Annotated in this window: 15 protein-coding genes; 11 read left to right on the forward strand and 4 right to left on the reverse strand. The window is 35.3% G+C overall.

The window, feature by feature from the left end:
* Positions 1-309 precede the first annotated feature (309 nt).
* Both AC4FQ5_RS15830 and AC4FQ5_RS15835 read right to left on the reverse strand, forming a co-directional pair.
* Positions 310-2,784 carry an AAA family ATPase gene (locus AC4FQ5_RS15830; protein ID WP_491144847.1) on the reverse strand — a complete coding sequence of 825 codons (2,475 nt, stop codon included), beginning with the start codon at positions 2,782-2,784 and terminating at the stop codon, positions 310-312.
* 19 nt (positions 2,785-2,803) lie between these two features.
* A complete protein-coding gene (locus AC4FQ5_RS15835) occupies positions 2,804-3,871 on the reverse strand; it encodes a PKD domain-containing protein (protein WP_491144849.1) in 1,068 nt (355 codons plus the stop codon).
* Between the two features lie 197 nt (positions 3,872-4,068).
* Between AC4FQ5_RS15835 and AC4FQ5_RS15840 the strand changes: the two genes are divergently transcribed.
* From AC4FQ5_RS15840 to AC4FQ5_RS15890, 11 genes are all read left to right on the forward strand, one after another.
* Positions 4,069-4,713, forward strand: coding sequence for an NlpC/P60 family protein (locus AC4FQ5_RS15840; RefSeq protein ID WP_491144850.1), 645 nt, complete (start codon positions 4,069-4,071; stop codon positions 4,711-4,713).
* 2 nt (positions 4,714-4,715) lie between these two features.
* Complete coding sequence (locus tag AC4FQ5_RS15845) at positions 4,716-5,651, forward strand: type VI secretion system baseplate subunit TssG (RefSeq protein ID WP_491144852.1); 936 nt, start codon at positions 4,716-4,718, stop codon at positions 5,649-5,651.
* On the forward strand, positions 5,648-6,613 hold the full coding sequence (locus AC4FQ5_RS15850; RefSeq protein WP_491144854.1) for a TssN family type VI secretion system protein: 966 nt from the start codon (positions 5,648-5,650) through the stop codon (positions 6,611-6,613). Before AC4FQ5_RS15845 ends, AC4FQ5_RS15850 begins: the two co-directional genes overlap by 4 nt.
* Positions 6,614-6,625: 12 nt before the next feature.
* Entirely contained in the window at positions 6,626-7,783 is a 1,158-nt protein-coding gene (locus AC4FQ5_RS15855) for a hypothetical protein (protein WP_491144856.1), read from the forward strand.
* 58 nt (positions 7,784-7,841) lie between these two features.
* A complete protein-coding gene (gene tssO, locus AC4FQ5_RS15860) occupies positions 7,842-8,354 on the forward strand; it encodes a type VI secretion system TssO (protein ID WP_491144858.1) in 513 nt (170 codons plus the stop codon).
* A gap of 7 nt (positions 8,355-8,361) precedes the next feature.
* Positions 8,362-8,997: a hypothetical protein gene (locus AC4FQ5_RS15865; RefSeq protein ID WP_491144860.1), complete on the forward strand. Its 636-nt coding sequence runs from the start codon at positions 8,362-8,364 to the stop codon at positions 8,995-8,997.
* A gap of 2 nt (positions 8,998-8,999) precedes the next feature.
* On the forward strand, positions 9,000-9,692 hold the full coding sequence (locus tag AC4FQ5_RS15870) for a hypothetical protein (protein ID WP_491144861.1): 693 nt from the start codon (positions 9,000-9,002) through the stop codon (positions 9,690-9,692).
* Positions 9,693-9,759: 67 nt separating this feature from the next.
* Positions 9,760-10,188, forward strand: coding sequence for a GPW/gp25 family protein (locus tag AC4FQ5_RS15875; protein ID WP_491144863.1), 429 nt, complete (start codon positions 9,760-9,762; stop codon positions 10,186-10,188).
* A 56-nt stretch (positions 10,189-10,244) separates the two neighbouring features.
* The gene (locus AC4FQ5_RS15880) at positions 10,245-12,068 is read left to right on the forward strand and encodes a type VI secretion system baseplate subunit TssF (protein WP_491144865.1); all 1,824 of its coding nucleotides are present in this window, start codon (positions 10,245-10,247) and stop codon (positions 12,066-12,068) included.
* A gap of 191 nt (positions 12,069-12,259) precedes the next feature.
* Positions 12,260-12,709: a hypothetical protein gene (locus AC4FQ5_RS15885; protein ID WP_491144867.1), complete on the forward strand. Its 450-nt coding sequence runs from the start codon at positions 12,260-12,262 to the stop codon at positions 12,707-12,709.
* A gap of 19 nt (positions 12,710-12,728) precedes the next feature.
* Positions 12,729-14,093: a DUF5458 family protein gene (locus AC4FQ5_RS15890; protein WP_491144869.1), complete on the forward strand. Its 1,365-nt coding sequence runs from the start codon at positions 12,729-12,731 to the stop codon at positions 14,091-14,093.
* Positions 14,094-14,716: 623 nt separating this feature from the next.
* Here AC4FQ5_RS15890 and AC4FQ5_RS15895 read toward each other — a convergent pair.
* Together AC4FQ5_RS15895 and AC4FQ5_RS15900 are read right to left on the reverse strand one after the other, a co-directional pair.
* A complete protein-coding gene (locus AC4FQ5_RS15895; protein WP_491144870.1) occupies positions 14,717-15,667 on the reverse strand; it encodes a DUF3810 domain-containing protein in 951 nt (316 codons plus the stop codon).
* A 91-nt stretch (positions 15,668-15,758) separates the two neighbouring features.
* Positions 15,759-17,522 carry an MFS transporter gene (locus tag AC4FQ5_RS15900; RefSeq protein WP_491144872.1) on the reverse strand — a complete coding sequence of 588 codons (1,764 nt, stop codon included), beginning with the start codon at positions 17,520-17,522 and terminating at the stop codon, positions 15,759-15,761.
* Positions 17,523-17,532: the final 10 nt, after the last annotated feature.

Genomic DNA, 17,532 nt, shown 5'->3' on the forward strand with positions numbered 1-17,532 from the left:
CCTGAATAAGTAAAAATACTTGTCTCATGTATTCGAAGAATCAATAACCGACTTGGTCTTGTATCTTAAATCACTTACCGAAGCGAGCATTTGCAATTTGTAAAAGATAAACAATGATGGTATTTAATTAAGTTTTGATGGATTGTAAGGTTTTTAATCCAATAACGAGACGAAGGTGTCTCTTGCCCTACTGGTAGCGTTCTATCTTAATGCTTTGTGTAAGAAGGATTAAACAAAATGACCTCTTTTATATTTACAAAAGAGGTCTTAAATATTTAGTTTTTATACTTCAGAATAGAATGGCATATCTCATTCCATTTTCTTCCATACAATTTCGTCGCCTTTTAGAGTCGCTTCCACTTTGTCACCATCTTTGAATTCTCCGGCAACAATTTTTTTCGCCAAAGGTCTTCTTAATCTCCCGCGGATTACGCCTTTCAGAGGTCTTGCTCCGTATTTGATGTCGTAACCTTCTGTGGAAAGATACTCTTTCGCTTCTTGGCTGATAACAAGTTCGATATTCAGATTTTTAGCTAAATCCAGCAATTCTTTTTTAAGATGGATTTCAAAAATTTTCAGTGCATTGTTTCTACTGATGGGGGCAAATGGGATGGTTTCTGTCAATCTTCCTAAGAATTCCGGGCGGAAGAAACGGCTCATCATTTCCAGTAATTTTGAAGATGGAGGAATTTCTCCTTTTCCAAAGGATTCTACAATAAATTCTGAACCGATATTGGAAGTAAATAAAATAATGGCATTCGAGAAATCGCCTTCCTTTCCGAGTCTGTCGTGCAGTTTTCCTTCATCCATAATCTGGAGGAACACATCAAAAACTGAGGCGTGTGCTTTTTCAATTTCATCAAAAAGAACAATAGAATATGGTTTTTGACGGATTTTATTAACCAAAAGCCCACCTTCTTCATACCCAACATATCCTGGAGGAGCACCGTAAAGAAGTGCAGCAGAATGTTCTTCTTTAAATTCGGACATATCGAAACGTATGATGGCATTTTCATCTTGAAAAAGAAATTCTGCCAATGATTTTGCCAGTTCTGTTTTTCCGGTTCCCGTTGGTCCTAAAAAGAAAAATGAACCGATTGGCTGTCCCGGTTTGCTTAATCCCGAGCGGGTTTCCAAAACCGCTTCCGAGACAATCGTGATGGCGTGATCCTGCCCAACTACTCTCCGTGCTAGTACGCTTTCCATATCGTTGAGCTTTTGTTTTTCTTCCTCTTTCAGTTTTCCGATTGGGATATTTGTTTTTTGAGAAATAATCAATCCTAAATCGAACTCTGTGATATGCGTTCTTTTTTCCTGAGCTATTTTTTCTGTTTTTTCAATCAGCACACGGGAAAATTTTAAAATTTCATCCGCATTTTCAAATTTTGGAAGTATGTTTTCTTCTTCGTGAGCATCTGCTGTACTGATCAGGTATTTAGTTTTTTCAATGAGATCTTTCAGCAACCAATCAGCGTGCACTTTTCGTTCTTCTTCCGTGTAGTTATTTGTATTGTCTTCCAGATGAATAATTTTCGTGATCAGATGATTTCTTTCTTTTAAAAATGATTCTCCTGCGGTTTTAAGTACAGACATGGTATGATCAATCAAATCAATCGCAGATGCGGGTAGGCTTTTCTCCTTCATATATCGCTCGGAAAGACGAATGGCTTCTCTCATCGTTTGATCATCAATGGTAATTTTATGATGAATCTGATACTCTTCCAAAGTCTGTTTCAACATTCTGAGATGAATCTCATCGCTGGATTCTTCGAGTTTTAAGAGCTCAAACATTCCTGCCAACCCTTGTTCTTTTTCAATTTTTTTGGTGTATTCTTCTATGGTTGAAGTAGAAATAAGGGTTAAACCATTGGAAAGCTCACTTTTCAAAAGGTTGACAATGCCCGAATCACTTCCGTGGCTTCCGAAAAGAGAATGAAATTCTTCAATAATCAACACCGATTTGGGGATTGATTTTAATTCTTGGGCAATGTTTTTAATCCGATCTTCGATTTCGCCTTTGTAAGACGCTCCAGCGATAAGTGCACCCATATCCAGCTCAAAAATTTCCAGACCGGAAAGAATATCGGGGATTTGTTTTAATAAAACTTTCTGCACGAAACCTTCTATCAAAGCAGTTTTTCCCACACCGTGATCACCGATAATCAGTACATTTTGTTTGCTGAAACGGCACAGGATTTCGGTGATTTTATTGATCTCGGTATCTCTGCCTACTAAAAGTTCTTTTTTGTTTTTCTTTTTTACCTGCTCTTTTTTGTTGGTGCAGTATTTTTGTACAAATCCTTTGTTTGTTTTTTTTGGAAGCTCTGCGGTTCCTTTCATTTCTGAAGCTCCAAAAGCGGAAGTGTCTTTTAATAATTCGTTTCTTGAAATAGGGAAAGTCTTCATCTGATCGAAGTTGAAGGCAACTCCGGGAGAACTGATGGCAATCATTACTGCAAAAAGAGTAATTTCTTCTTCGCCTAATAATTCTCTCACCGAATCGGCTTCTGCGAAAATTTCATCGATAATTTCATCGGGTTCGCAAGAGTACTTGTTGGGCGATTTCGGGAGTTCTTCAATCCTTACTTCTGCCCATTCTTCCAGATAAAAAACGTCAACTCCGAGAGCCTCCAGATGTTTTTGCAATGACAAATCTCTGGTGAGCATGGCTTTTATAAGGTGCGCTCCGGTGTAATAAGCGTTTAGGTTTTCTCGTCCTATTTTTTGGGCAATATTGATTGCTTTGGTGACTTCCTGATTGTAGGTTACTTCTTCTTGATTCATCGGTTTTGTGTTTAATTTTTTACTCCTTCATCCAAATCAAATATTTTTTGACTTTGTATTGAATATTGATATTCTGAATGCAGTTTTTTTGATTTTTATTGAGTCTTAATGCCGTTATTTTAATTTTTTTGCCTGCGATATTTTGACAGAATTGCTCAAAAGAAATAAGCTTGTCATTGTTTACCACCACTGGAATGTCATATTTACCACACAGATAATCTTTGAAATCATCTTTTGTTTTGACCTGTGCAGCCACCTGATTCAGCAACAACTGAAACTGTTCATTAGAAATTTCCGGTGCCTTTTTTTCTGCAAAAATAGAATCCTTTTTAGATTTTGTTTTTGGTGAAACCGGGATATACTGAAGCATATCTACCAAAGGATCTTTTTGAGCATCACCTTTTGGAAGAGAAAAAGCGACATGGGGTTTTTCAAATTCGTAAGATTTAATGTCTATTTTTTGTTTTGCCCGTATGTTTTTTGGTGCTACATAAATTGTCTTTACCGCAGTATGCTCAACATCTCCATTGACGATGAGAGTTATTTTCTTGTCACCTACCGTCTTGAATTTATAAACAGGTGATTTTCCCAAAGCATCTGTTGCGGCCGTTTCTCCGAAACTCCATTCCCAGGATTCTCCATCTTCTTTTTCTGCGTTAAATTGAACGGCATCTCCTACAAATGCAACATCGGGAGCCATAATAATAGGTAAGTACCCGTTTTGTTGGCTGATGCTGGAAATGGTTACCAGTTTTTCGTGAGTACACGTTCCGTTAATGGTCAATTTAATAATATACTCGCCGGGTTTTTTATACTGGTGAAAAGTTCTTTGCCGGTTATCAATGGCGGTGCTGTCTCCAAAATCCCATTTCCACGAAGCAGCTCCCTCAGTATTGTCATAAAATTCTACCACACGATTTACTAAAAATTCGTCTGCATGAACAATATATTTTGCATTCTCACAATCAATATGACGGAAGTACTGATAAATGAAAAAGATAAGACTTAAGAGAAAAACGAGACCGAAACTGAGATAAATTCTAGGGTCAATATTCGGAAGAAAGTTTAATTTTATTTTTTTCATCATGTTTTTGTATTCATACAAATATATTCAGCATTTTAATTTCGCACAACTTTTTTTCATTAAAATGTACTTTTTAATTCAGAAAAATTAATACATTTGTTGAAACACTTAAAAAAATGATGAAACGACTACATACGACGATTTTAAATAAAAACTAGGATGATAGGCGTGACATCTGAACTATAAAAATATATAGACAGATGAATAGCAAAAAAAATCAGTTACTTCTTATTCTTTGTTTAGGAATTTTTTTCAGTTCCTGTAGCAGCAAAAAATATATTTACGAAATACCTTACCAATACTCATCGGATGATTTTGCCACTGCGAAATCTAATGAGAAAGAAGAAACGTCTTCGGTTTATTCTGAGGTTGATGATAACCCGCAGGGATTGAATGACGACACGCTGAGAATAAAGGAAAAATACTCCATCATTATGGAAGTAATGCCTAAAGAAATCAGAGACTACAAACTATATTCATATCTGGATGAATGGATTGGAACCCCTTACAAACAACAGATGCTGGAAAAACAGGTAGGGGTAGAAGCCTCCTATTTTATTCAGGCATTGTATAGCGATATTTACAAAGAAACATTTCCTAAAACTCCTGATGGAATTTTCCGTTCAAAATCCCTGCAGTTATTTACAGGGCGTACTTTTTTGAAAGAAGGTGATATCTTATTCTTCCGATACGATAAATTTCATCCTATTTCCGATGTAGGGATTTATCTTCATAATGATCGTATTCTGGCCTGTACAGCTAAAGGTTTAAATATCTATGACTTCAATGATGAGTATTTTCAATTAAGATACGTTGCAGCAGGAAGACTAAAAGAGAAGGAATAGCTATGGAGCATTTAGAATACCTTTCACAACTTATCACCCGTTTTAATTACGATGTGAAAGCTGAAGTAATTATCAGCGACTTGTTAAGAGCAGGTGATATTGATTCTGACCAATATATTATTCAAAAAGAGGGACAGTTTAGCCGTGCTTACCGTTTTGATATTTTGAATACTGAGATTGTAGATTTTGAATATGACAGTGCACAGCTGCTAAAGCTTATTCTTTCCAGAGACAGTATTTATGATATGCTTCCTGAAGGAATAGCACATCAGTCAAAAAATGATGCACCCGGCAAGGGTGTCGATTCAATGATTAAGGAATACAGAAATCGCAAAAAACAACAAAAAGCTGCAAGAAATTTTTTTCAGCCCTTTGAGAACGAGTTTTTCAGATATGGGGTAGAGATCGAAACATTCGAAAGTAATTTCCTGCATGAGCTCAACGGAAGTCAGGCTCCTGCAATGTTTTATGATTTTTGGAATATAAGCCGGGATTTTCCGCCATTTCTGGTTTCAAAATTTATCAAACTATTGCCGTTTGCATACAAAATTGTGGGAGATATTCCTTTAGCAGCACATATACTTTCTGTTTTATTGGAAGAAGAGGTAAAAGTCACTGATCGGGAGTATCAGGAATATTCTGATGAGGATCAGGGTATTTTATTAGGAGAAAGCAGATTGGGGCTAGATTTTATCACGGGAAACAGTTATGATGATTATTCCAGGCACTTGGATATTAGAATAGGGCCATTGAAAAATGTGGCCTTCACTGAGTTTATCCATGACGGAAACAAGAAAAAATTTGTAGAAATGTTTTATGAGCATTTCTTTCCTATAGAAGTGGAAATAAAAACGATCGTTCTGCTTCCCGACGAAAAACAAAAATTTGAATTTGATAACCAAACCGAACCTATATTAGGATATAACACGTGTATATGAGCAAAATAAAAAAATATTTTTCCAACTTATTCGATCCGCAACTGCTGGTCGTTATTCTCGTTGCTATTGCAGTCTGCATCATACTTTCCATGATTTTCTCACAGAAAACCGCTGAGTTTAAGCAGAAATACAAATCAAAATTCTATATCTATTTGTTTTCGATGGCATTTGTATATGCTATCATTTCATTATTGGGTTACAACAAGCTGTTTTCAGACAATCATTTATACGAATTTATTTTTTATCAAATCTGTTCGCTGATTATCGGAATTATTCATTGTTATGCTTACAGGGCATATTTTGACAAGTTTGGATTCAAAAAGTCCGGGATGGAATATCTTTTTACTTTACTCGCAGTATTCTTTTCAGCGGTTCCTTTTATGCTTATTTATTCATTTCTTAACGGAACAGAACTCACCTATCTCATGTTGGGGCACTTCATTGTGTTTTTTATTCCAACATTTTTGAATGATACCTTTAACCGTGCAATGGCCATTCCGCCAAAAGTATATGTTACATGGCAGTTTCCTGAAAATTACAAAGAAGCAGCCGGAGTGAGTGATGATGAAATGAGAGATTTGGTGGTGTTCACTTTTTTGATGGACAAAGATAAAAGCGCAACCAAATATAGTGTTTATAGAGGAAAGGGACCTACGAGAATAGACTTCGGAAGATTGTTTTACAATTTTGTAATTGATTATAACGAAAGGCATCCGGGAGAAAAAATACAGATCGAAGATGAAAACGGATTATTTGAATGGGTGTTTTTCCTGCAGCCCAAATGGTATGAAGCTACCAAATACATCGATCCTAAACTTACTCTTTATATGAATGGCATTGAAGAAAACAGCGTTATCTTCTGTATGAGAACCGATCAGGTTTTGGGTAAAGAAGCTATTGATAGAAAAACTGATTTTGAGTATGACAAGGAGAAGGATAATGAACGAGTAAACAACAATTAAACCATAGACAAAATGATAGAAAAACTAAACCACTTCCCCGTGAACTGGATCGACGGGATGAAGATCAATAAAAGCCATTTTTTAGATGTGCAGAATTTTGTAAGCGATTCTATTCGGGATTCGGTAGGGATTCATACTTCAATGATGAATTACGGATTATTACCGGTGGCAGAGCCTATAAAGATGAATCTTATTATAGATAATCACAAATTACTAAGAATAAAGGTAGAAGAATGTCACGCCATTACGCCTAATGGTTCAAGAATAGACATCATCGGAACGTCAGAAAGTTTAAGTTTGTCTATTCCCTATCCTGAAGCTGTCAGGGAACTGAAAGAAAATGAAACTGCTGTTTTACTCGCTTGTATTTCGGTTAACCATTTTAAAAGAGCACCTTATGGAGAGCCGGATCCCGAAGAAAACCCGCCCCGTTATCCTTATACACACCCGGAATATTCGCTTAATTTAATTCCGGAGGATGAACTGAAGAATACAATTGGTTTCGGAGCCAATTATCTGACCATCGGAAAAATATTGGTCAATGCAGGAGAATCTAAAATTGATGAGAACTACATTCCGCCAAGCATCAGTGTTTCCAGCCATCAAAAGTTGCAGGAATTATATACTGAAATTGATCGTTTTTATGGACAAATTGAATTGTATTCGGTGCAAATAGCTCAGAAAATTCATGTTAAAAAGCAATCTACAGATTTGGCGATGATGATGGAAAGAATGTCTGATAAAACATTAAACTATCTGGGAGTGGAAATCAACAGATTTCGATGGATGTCTCCACACACACCACCGGCAAATATGCTGTTGTCTGTAGTTGCTTTGGCAAGGGTTTTAAAGAATTTTATTGATGCTCGTTCCGGAGCAGGCAAAGAAGAGTTGCTCAATTATTTTGCCGAGTGGTGCAATGTAAGCCAGGGAGATTTTGAAGTGATTTTCTCAGAAACCATCAATGCCGACTACAGCCATAACCAAATGGATATAGTGATTTCGAAAATTAAAAGGTTTATGAAAACGCTGGAAGACTTATTCTCTATCTTAAGCAGATTAGATTACATAGGTAAAAAACGAGACGGAAGCATCTTTGTATCTGAAAATACAGACGATAAGGAAGCCGTCATTCATGCAAAACGAAGCCGGACATTTTTGGCAGATTAATCTACTTATCAGCTATCATTTTTCAATCATCAATTATTATTAAAGTTAAAAACACTATATGGAGGTTCTTAATCAAAAACAACGAAACAAAGCCTACTGGTTTTTCGTATTATTCTTCGTTATTACTGTCGTAGTTTTAGTTTCAGCAGTATTTTTCAATGCGTATTTTCCGTTTAAGGAAAACAGTTTGCTCAAGAAAGAAAATGTTAAGATGCAAAAAGAAATGGAGATTCAGGATAAATTTTCTTTTCAGTTGGAAAAAGTAAAAGCAGCAGTAGATTCTATGGGAATGCCAAAGCAGAATGATTTTTTCAACGAGAAACTGTCGCTGTCTATTTTGGCAGATATGTATAAGCAGTTGCCGAAAGATACTCTGAAAAATAAAAATATGTACAACAATACCATCATGACGTACAAAGATTTGATTGATGCAAAAAAGCAGATCAGGCAGCTTTCTGGCAATCAGGTTTTAATGGATAGTTTAAGCACGATCAACAAAACTTTGAAAGCAGAATACGACAAAATGAAAACCGATCTGGAGGTTTGCAGACAATTGTATCAGGTTCAATAATATACATATGAAATTCCATAACTTGTTGTTTTTCAGTTTTTTATTTTGGGCGTCTTTTTTCAATGCTCAACACCAATATGCAGATTCCACAGAATATGTACCTTTTGACTGCGGTATCACCCAGACAAAACAACGCCTGGATAAGCGTTTTTTTGCAAGCACTAGACCAATAGAGCTGAGAGTAAACAACGAAGAATTTGTGTATGCTACTGTGCAGTTTGGTAAAAGAAAAAGCAAATTGTATGTGTATTTGCGAATTCTTGAAGACAATATCTGTATCAAAAAAGAAAAAAATGTGGATATTCAATTTAAATCAGGAGAAGTAATTACCTTAAAAAATGAATATCCAATTAATTGTGAATCTTTTTTTGCCAGACAGCTCAATAAAAAGGAAATCGCAAAGCTTTTGCAGAACGAAATTACACAAATCAGGATTTATACTTACAAAAAGAATTTTGAGATGTACGTAAATACGGTGCACAATGCTCATATTCAGCAATCGTTGGATTGTCTGCTTCAGTATAAGATAAAGAAATCTGATGAAGTGAAAGTGAAAAAGAATAAGCAAGATGAAAGAACCGAAAGCCAAGAAGCAAGAGTAAGCAACCAAGAACAAGCAGCCGATAACCAACAACCAAAATAAAAATGAGTCCACTTCCGGAACTTAACCTAAATTTAGGAATGTCCAAAGAGAAAGGATCACCAAGTGATACGCATGATGAGATCATTGTCCGTACTGATTCTGCCATGAAAAAACATACCATTATCTTGGTGATTTCGGATCAGGAAGCAGGGAAGATTTCACTTAAAATCAATGATAAAGAGCTGGAAGTTCCTACCTATAAACTGACGGTCACGGATGATAAAACCGGCGAAACCAATGCTTATCAGATTACCAGAGATACTTTGAATTTCGTGACTTCCAAAACCAGAAAAAGTTTTCTGTCATTTTTCGGGTTTAAACGTTTCGATACCACTTCTTTTTTATACGAAAATATTCCTTTTGAGCCGCAGGTAGAATATTTGGAAAAATTTGACATTTCCAAATATCGAAAATTGTCACAGGACGCACTTACTTATGAACTTTCAAATAATGGACAAAATGTTTTGCTTTATGCAGGAGATTTAAATGAACTTAAGCTTCCTGAACAAATCTCTCAATATTTCGTAGTTGCAGACAAAGATCAGGGAAAAAGCTTTATCGGTGATATTCTGTACAGGGAGAAATTTTTGAAACTGACCCCAAAAGTAGAATTACAGATTATCAAACGAAAAAAAATTCCTAAAAACTTTGAATATGATGATAAAGGGAATATTAAGAAAATAATTTATTTATAGAGAATCGCGGCAAAAAAGTAAAAAACCATCAACTAAAGTCCATCAACCGAAAACCAAAAACAAAGCCATGCAAGGAGTTTATTATAAGATACCTTTCGATTTTGAAAGCCTGACCCAAAAAAAAGACGCAGAAAAGATATCATTGGAAACATCTATCCATCAGCATATTTTTTTAATTGCCACTACCTCTTTTGGAGAATGTAAGTTTGATGAAACATACGGTTCTGAAATTTGGGAAATGGACTTTGATATCATGAAAAGTGACAACAGTCTGAAAGAATTTATAGCAGATACACTCAAAAAATCAGTTACCATCTACGAAAAGAGAATCAGATTAGAAGATGTAGAAGTGACAATCAATGATCATAACCTGGGAACACTGGGAAAAAGAAGAATGAAAAAAAAGGTATCTATTCTGATAAAAGGAACTGTTTTGGAAACCAACCGTCCTTTTATGTTCAGTAATTCCTTCTTTGTAGGACCACTTTCGTATTAGAGATTAAAAAACAAACCGCAAACCACCAACTGACATCGACAACTATCAATCATCGTATGAAGCAAGACCGTATCAAAGACCGTATATTAAGAAGAGCCGCAAGAATGTGGGGCTATAGCGAATTGGAAGCTGAAACCTCTTTTGATCCTATTGTAAGTTTACTGCTTTCGGCAAGTGCCGCTGAATTGGAAAAATTAGGGTTTGAATTAGAAAGTTCCCGCTCCAGAATTATAGAAAGGGTGTTGGAGGTGATGTTTCCTGAAGAAGTTTCGGGAGTTATTCCTGCGAGAACTTTGTTGCAGGTAAACCCGCTGGAGAATAATGCCGAATTATCATTGTTTACCCGTTTTAGAACTACTAAAAAACAGCATAATATCTATAATCCTACCGAGACTACGACTAAAGATTTGTTTTTCAGTCCTACCCTTAAGTCCAAGTTGACCACAGGAAGGGTTCAGTATATTGCTTATGGAAATGTACTGAACCAAATAGAAAGTTTTTTCTACGATGATACAATAGGAAAAGCAGAAAATCACATTCCTTCGGGAGAAATGTGGGTTGGGATTCATTGTCCGAACGGAGAAAGTCTGGAAGATCTGCAGTTTTTTATCAATATCAACAATGCCTACCAAAAAGAACTTTTCTTTTATTATATGAAGCAGGCAAAGGTATATTTTGGAAATAAAGAATATCCGTTGAAGGAGGGCTACAATGTAGAAAACGGTCATTTGAATTTAGGCAGCATTATTGCCAAGAATTATTCGGATCTGGAACAGATTTATCATGATGTCAACCAATATTATTTTTCTAATTTTTTCACTCTTACAGGTCATCTGGATTTCAAAGATATTCCGGAACACGAAGAATTGTTTACCCGTTATTTCGTGGGACACCAAGCTGGAGAAAACAAAGATGTGATCTGGCTGAAGTTTAAATTTTCGGAAGCTATAGTACCAGATATTTTACAAAATGTACGTTTTGCACTCAATTGTATTCCTGTCATCAATACGAGATACGGAACGACGGATCATAGAATAAAAGGCAGAATGAATATCATCCCCATTGCAGTAGAAGAAGATTCATTTTTAGATTTGGATTATGTTGCGGATGAGTACGGAAAACGTCTGGATCTTAAAAACTATGAATCCGAAAGTCAGGGTGTTTCCGCATTGCTTAGAAAAGGGGGGGTCTCAAGATTCGACCAAAGAAACGCTTCTGAGCTGTTGCAGTATCTTCTAGAACTCATCAAAGATGAGACCTCTGCATTTGCGGGAATGGGAGGCGATTCTGCTGTAGAAACCTTGCGGGAACTCAATCAAAATGTAGCGTCACTCCATCAAACTGCGAAAGAAAAGAATTTTATACAGAGCAGCAATCCTTATCTTATTATATCAGCAGGAAATCCGGAAAAAAGTTTCCGATGCTTTATCTCTTATTGGTCAACTTCTGCAGAAGAGGGTAATAATCTTAAACCGGCAACAGTGTGTACACAGGAAGGAAGCGAAGTGTTGAATAATACTGCAATACTGATTCAGGCATCTTTTGGAGGAAGAAAAAAATTATCATCGCAGGACAAAATTCTGGAGTACCGGAATGCGCTTCTTACCAGAGGCAGGGTGGTTACCATTGCAGACATCAAAGCATTTGGGATGAATCATTTTAAAAGTATGGTTTCGGGAATAGAAGTACAGAAAGGAACAAAAAAGGAAGTATCGTTAAAGGGAGGGTTTAGCAGAACAATAGATATTTTCCTTTTAAAAAATGAAGAACAGACAGAAAGAATAAGTTCTTCGGAATGGGAATATTTGCGAGAAAGTTTTCTGTTAAAACTGAAAGATTCTTCATCAAACATATATCCTTATCGTTTATTTGAAAAATAAAATACAGGAAACCATTGTATATTTAAAATATTTTTTTAATTTTATCAAGAAATACAAAACACATTGATGAAACTTCTGCAATTCTCAGCAAAAATTGAACCTTTCCAGGGTTAAATAAATTTTTCGAAAATTTAGAATTCATCTTTGATCAGCCCAATTATTTAAAAAACAATTTTTTAAAACAAAATATTATGCTATCAAACAAAGGAATTGGTGGAAACGAAGTTCCATTAGACGCAAATGAATCCATTGCAGAAATCCCACAAAACAGAACCCTTTTTGCTCAGAAATTAACGGCAGAAGATCCTGTAAAGCCCGAATTGGTGGAAGGTCTTACTACGGTAGAAAAAGTTTTTGAACATTACAAGCCAGAAGTTAAAGTAGATTTTGAAGATGCAGACGGAGCCATTAAAATGGAGAACCTTACCTTCAAAAATTTAGGAGATTTTGGAACCAAAGGAATTACAGGACAAAGCAATTTTCTTACAGGATTGGAAACTGAAAAAGATCAGTATCAAAAGATTGTAAAGCAACTGAAAACCAATAAAATTCTTAAGGCTGCTTTGGAAGATCCTGACGCTAAAAAAGCACTGCAAGACACTTTACAATCATTGATCAAAGAATTAGAAGAAAACAAATAACCCAAAACACAAATTAAGTATGTCAAAACAACAAGAAATTCAACAGACAGAAACCCCTGTTTTAGAGCAAAAGAAAGGGCTGGTTTCTTTAGATAAGTCATTAGAAAAATTAGCACGATATGGCGGTTTCGATTTATTGGAAACCTCTATTGAAAGCGTTCAAAATATCAATCCGGACAGAAAGGCGAGAAGAAAAATTTTCCTTACCGAGAAAGGAAAAGAAAAAGAAAGAGATACCCTGAAAAAGACATTGGAGCTTTGGGCAAGTGTCATCAGCAAGAGCGATTCTTTAACTGATATGGTGGCGCATTGTGATGATCAAAGAAAATCTGCGGAAGATTTGCTTTCAAAAAACCTTTCAAAAGCTGTAGATGTAACCAGAGAATTGGAGGCCAACTACAGAACGGTTGCCATGTTCTACAAAAATACCGAATCAGATAAAGTAAAAAATATTACTGTTGTCAATGCTAACTTGGAGCAGTTAAAAGATTTGGATAATACCCGTTTTATTGATACCATTCATGCAGAACTTTCTGATAATTACGACCGCTTAGATTTGAAGAGTAACTATGGACTTATGGTTATTCCGGGATATTTGGGATCTAACAAAGTTGTTGAAAAATGGGCGAAAATCGCTCATGAAAATAAAGTAATGCTGGTGACAGATTTCGAGCATTTGGACGAACCGGATGATGTAATGGAAATGTTTGATCAGGCATATCTTACCGGTGGAGAAATTTACAGATCCAATGTATTGATGACATGCAACTGGCTCGTAGGCAGAGGCAGATTTGAAGAAATCAACGAGTTGGATGATCTTTTCATTCCGCCATCAGGAGCTTTGGCAGGAAAAGTATACAAAACATTGATGTCACAGGTTACTGCGGGTAAAAAATTCGGTGGAATTAATGAAGCTGATGGGGTAAGATTTGATTTGAAGAAAAGTGAGATTGCCAATCTTGAAAACCTAGGATTGATCCCAATGGTCAACGAATACGGAAAAGTAATGGCTTTCTCAGGGAAAACATTATTCAATGGAGATAATTTGGGACTTCAAACCTATTCTGTAGTAAGAGTTTTTGATTATGTAACCAAGGTATTAATGGATTTCCTGAACAGAAGAGCATTCGAAAATTTCACGGCAGTTACCAGAAAAGAAATCATGGGACAGATTGTACGATTTTTAGATGCTATTACAGGACCCGGAAAACTGATTGAAAATTTTGAGATCAGAAGATTCGAACAAGATCCGGTACAGAAAGACAGGATTCACTTAGATATTCACATGAAACCATATTTTCCTGCTAAAAACTTCCTCATCAAAATGGATGGCCATAAAGGTGATGACGGAAACGAGTGGGATACGGAATACGAACAGAAATAGAAGAATCTATTTCTATTTTCATCATTTTTGTTTTTTAAGCACGGAAGCAGGTTTTTGCTTCTGTGCTTTTTTATCCTTTTTTCCCAAATGATAACCTTAAGAAATTTTCATTTTGCGAATAATTTAGCTGTAGTATTTATTAGTATGAATAAATTATTCCCCGGAAAAAAATATTTTTGAGTTTGTTTTGGAAAGAAAACCTGATTTTTATAAATATATATTGTCTCAAATTGAGTCGGTAAATAAAAATGATACCAGAAATAAGAATTTAGTAAGTGGATTTGTAAAAATAAATTACTGATTTTGAATTCAAAAATTAATGCAATGATATCTTATAGTTTTTATTAAATTAACAATAAATCGTTATTTTATTTTGGATATTTTAACCAGATAAAAAAATATGTATTAAATAGTAATTCATTTTAAAGGGACTAATAAAAATAGTGAACTTAAAAAATCATAAAGTTTTCTTAAAGTTGAATAAAAATGTGCAGTGAAGTTTTGAAATTAGAAATTTTGTTGTACTTTTACAAAGCCTTGAATGAGGGAACAAGTCAAGGTAATAAATTTTTTTTCATCATTTGTGTTTTTAGAATCGTATCTCTGATACGATTCTTTTTTTTTTACTTTTCATATCGAATCAGTAAATCGATGAAATAGGAATACGTCACAGAACCTTCCTGTTGATTACTCTTTAGAAATAAATTATTGGTAAAGCCAAAAAAATCATTCAACCATCCTTGATGTTTTATCACAAATTGTTTTTCATAGGCTCTGTCTCTTTTCATGCCTTCAGAATAGCTATTGAGAATATCAGTCACAAACTTTTCATCTTCGTAAACAGTGGAGTTTAAAAGGCTCTTTAAAGTAAAATATTCTGTGCTGTATCGAAGTTCGGCATTTGATGAGTTTACCCCAATCAGGTAACCTATGAAATTGGCTTCCTGTTCGCGGGCAAATCCAAGCTGATGTGAGCTTTCATGAGCTAATGTGAAAGGCAGGTAAGAAGAGGGTAATTCGGCATTATATTGAGCTTCTGCAGTAAAAGGATTGTAATATCCGAGAATACCCGTAAAGTTCATTACATTTTTAAATAGGCTTGGTTTAAACGAATTGATTTTACTGGCTTTTTTATTTGAAATAAAAGATGGTAGTTTAGACTGCTGATTCAGAATTTCATTTTGTATATTATTAATATCAGAAAGTTTAAAAACACCATTTTCTTCTTTCACTAAAGCTCTTGTCTGTTTACACTTATCCAAATATTTTAATGCCAATTTTTTTTTCTTTTCTAATGTGATTTCGGTCTCCTGAAGTTTGGCAATAATCGGTTTTTGGAAGTAAAGCATTCCCCAAAAAATCTGGTAAGTAAAATAAAAGATATTCAGAAGAATAAGTATTTTCAAAAATGATTCATTTCTACTCTTCTTCTTAAAACATTTAATTATAAAATAGAAAAGAAAAATTCCCAACAAAATATATAATACGTCTCCAACTGAAAACGGAATCCATGAAAATAAAAGCTGATGAATTTTTTTCTGAATTTCGAAGAAACTTTCAAATGCAGAAATCATGAATCTCAGCTTTGAAAATATAAAGAACAAAAGAATTTGGACAACTAAAATAGCTGCCCAAAATCTTTTCTTATGATATGTTTTTATTGTATTAATGTCCACCAGATGTTGTTTCGCCCATTGTAATTCCCTGCTTCTTAAGGATTCTAGGGGTTACAAAACCATAGAATGCGAGATAAACAAAGCAAAGAATCGGAATTACGTAAGAAAAATGAGTCCACGTGATTCCCATCACACCTTCCGGGCTTGTTTTATCAAAGTCACAGATCCATCCCTGAATCAAAGGAATAATACCACCACCCAAAATCATCATAACAAGGAATGATGAGGCTTTTCCTGTATTTTTACCAAGTCCTGCAATGGCAAGGTCAAAAATTGACGGCCACATAATCGAACAGAACAATCCACCTGAAATGAAGAAATATTTGGCGATTTCTTTATCAGGATAAGCCAAACCTAAAATCATCATGACAACACCGACAATCCCAAAGATCATAAGTGTCTTTCCGGCTGCTTTCCCACCAATAAAACTCATGATGATAAAGGCAAGAATCCAGAATGCATAAATGTAAAAGCTTGATACGTCTTTGCCGCTTAGTTCATTGGCAAAAATGATGATAGCAAATGCTATAAAAGGAACTATAAGTTTCATCAGCATATTGGTCGTTTTAGACATATTAAATACATTGATACTCCCGTTCCATCTTCCAATCATTAAGCTTCCCCAATATAAAGATACGAATGGAGCAATATTATGTTCTAAAACCCCTCCAAATTCTTTGGTATGAAGTAATGCAGGAAGATTACTGATGATAGAAACTTCCACACCTACATAAATAAAGATGGCGAGCATTCCCAAATAAAGCTGTGGATATTTAAAGATGCTGAATTTTGCTGAACCTTCTTCAATATCGGCCTCTTCTTCTTTCGCAGGGTCTTCAATTTTTGAGAAGAGCATAAAGACGGCGACCAGAATAAAAGCGATCCCTAAAACAATAAAAGGCATTTTTACCTCTTTCAGATGATCTTTTACGAATCCTATAGGATAAGATATATTGGTAGATCTTTGCTTGATCTCTCCCAGTTTGGCTGTGTATACATCAACCTGAGAATCACTTGCAGAAGTATTCTGTGCAATTGATGCAAGTTGATTATCTAAATCGGCTATGTTTTTTTCAACAGTTGTGATGACTTCGTTTACTTTCGCAGGGTCATCTTGTCTGTCATTTCGTAATTCCAGAATGTTTTTCGAAAGCTCTTCTTTATGAGTCTGAAACTCCTTTTTTACGATCTCAATTTTTGTTAGCTGAGTATCTTTTGGTTTTGAGTCTTCTTTGTTCCCCATTCCGAAAAGAACGATCCCTAAAAGGATTGGCCCAATAGTAGTTCCTAATGAATTGATACCGCCGGCTAATGTTAAACGGTGTGCTCCGGTTTCGGCACTTCCCATTTTGATTGCAAGTGGGTTGGCAACAATCTGCTGTACAGAAAAACCAAGTCCTACAATAAATAAAGCTGCTAAGAAAAACCAGAAATTGGCAGCTGCAGCAGCCGGAACAAATAAAAATGCTCCAAATGCAGACAGGACTAAACCAACAGCAAGTGTTTTTTTATAGCCGAATTTCTGAAGGATATCACTTTTTAAAGAAATGATGAAGAAGATGACAGATCCTACGAAATAAGCAACATAAAATGCCCAGGCTACAAGCTGACTTTGTACCTGTGAGAGTACAAACCATTTCTTAAAAACCGGGATAAGAATGTCATTGCTTGCTGCAACAAATCCCCAAAAGAAAAAAACAACGATCAGGGATAAAAATTGCGACCATTTGGTCTGTTGTGGTTTTGAATCCATATATTAAAAT

It is taken from the genome of Chryseobacterium sp. DT-167 (genome assembly GCF_058310155.1).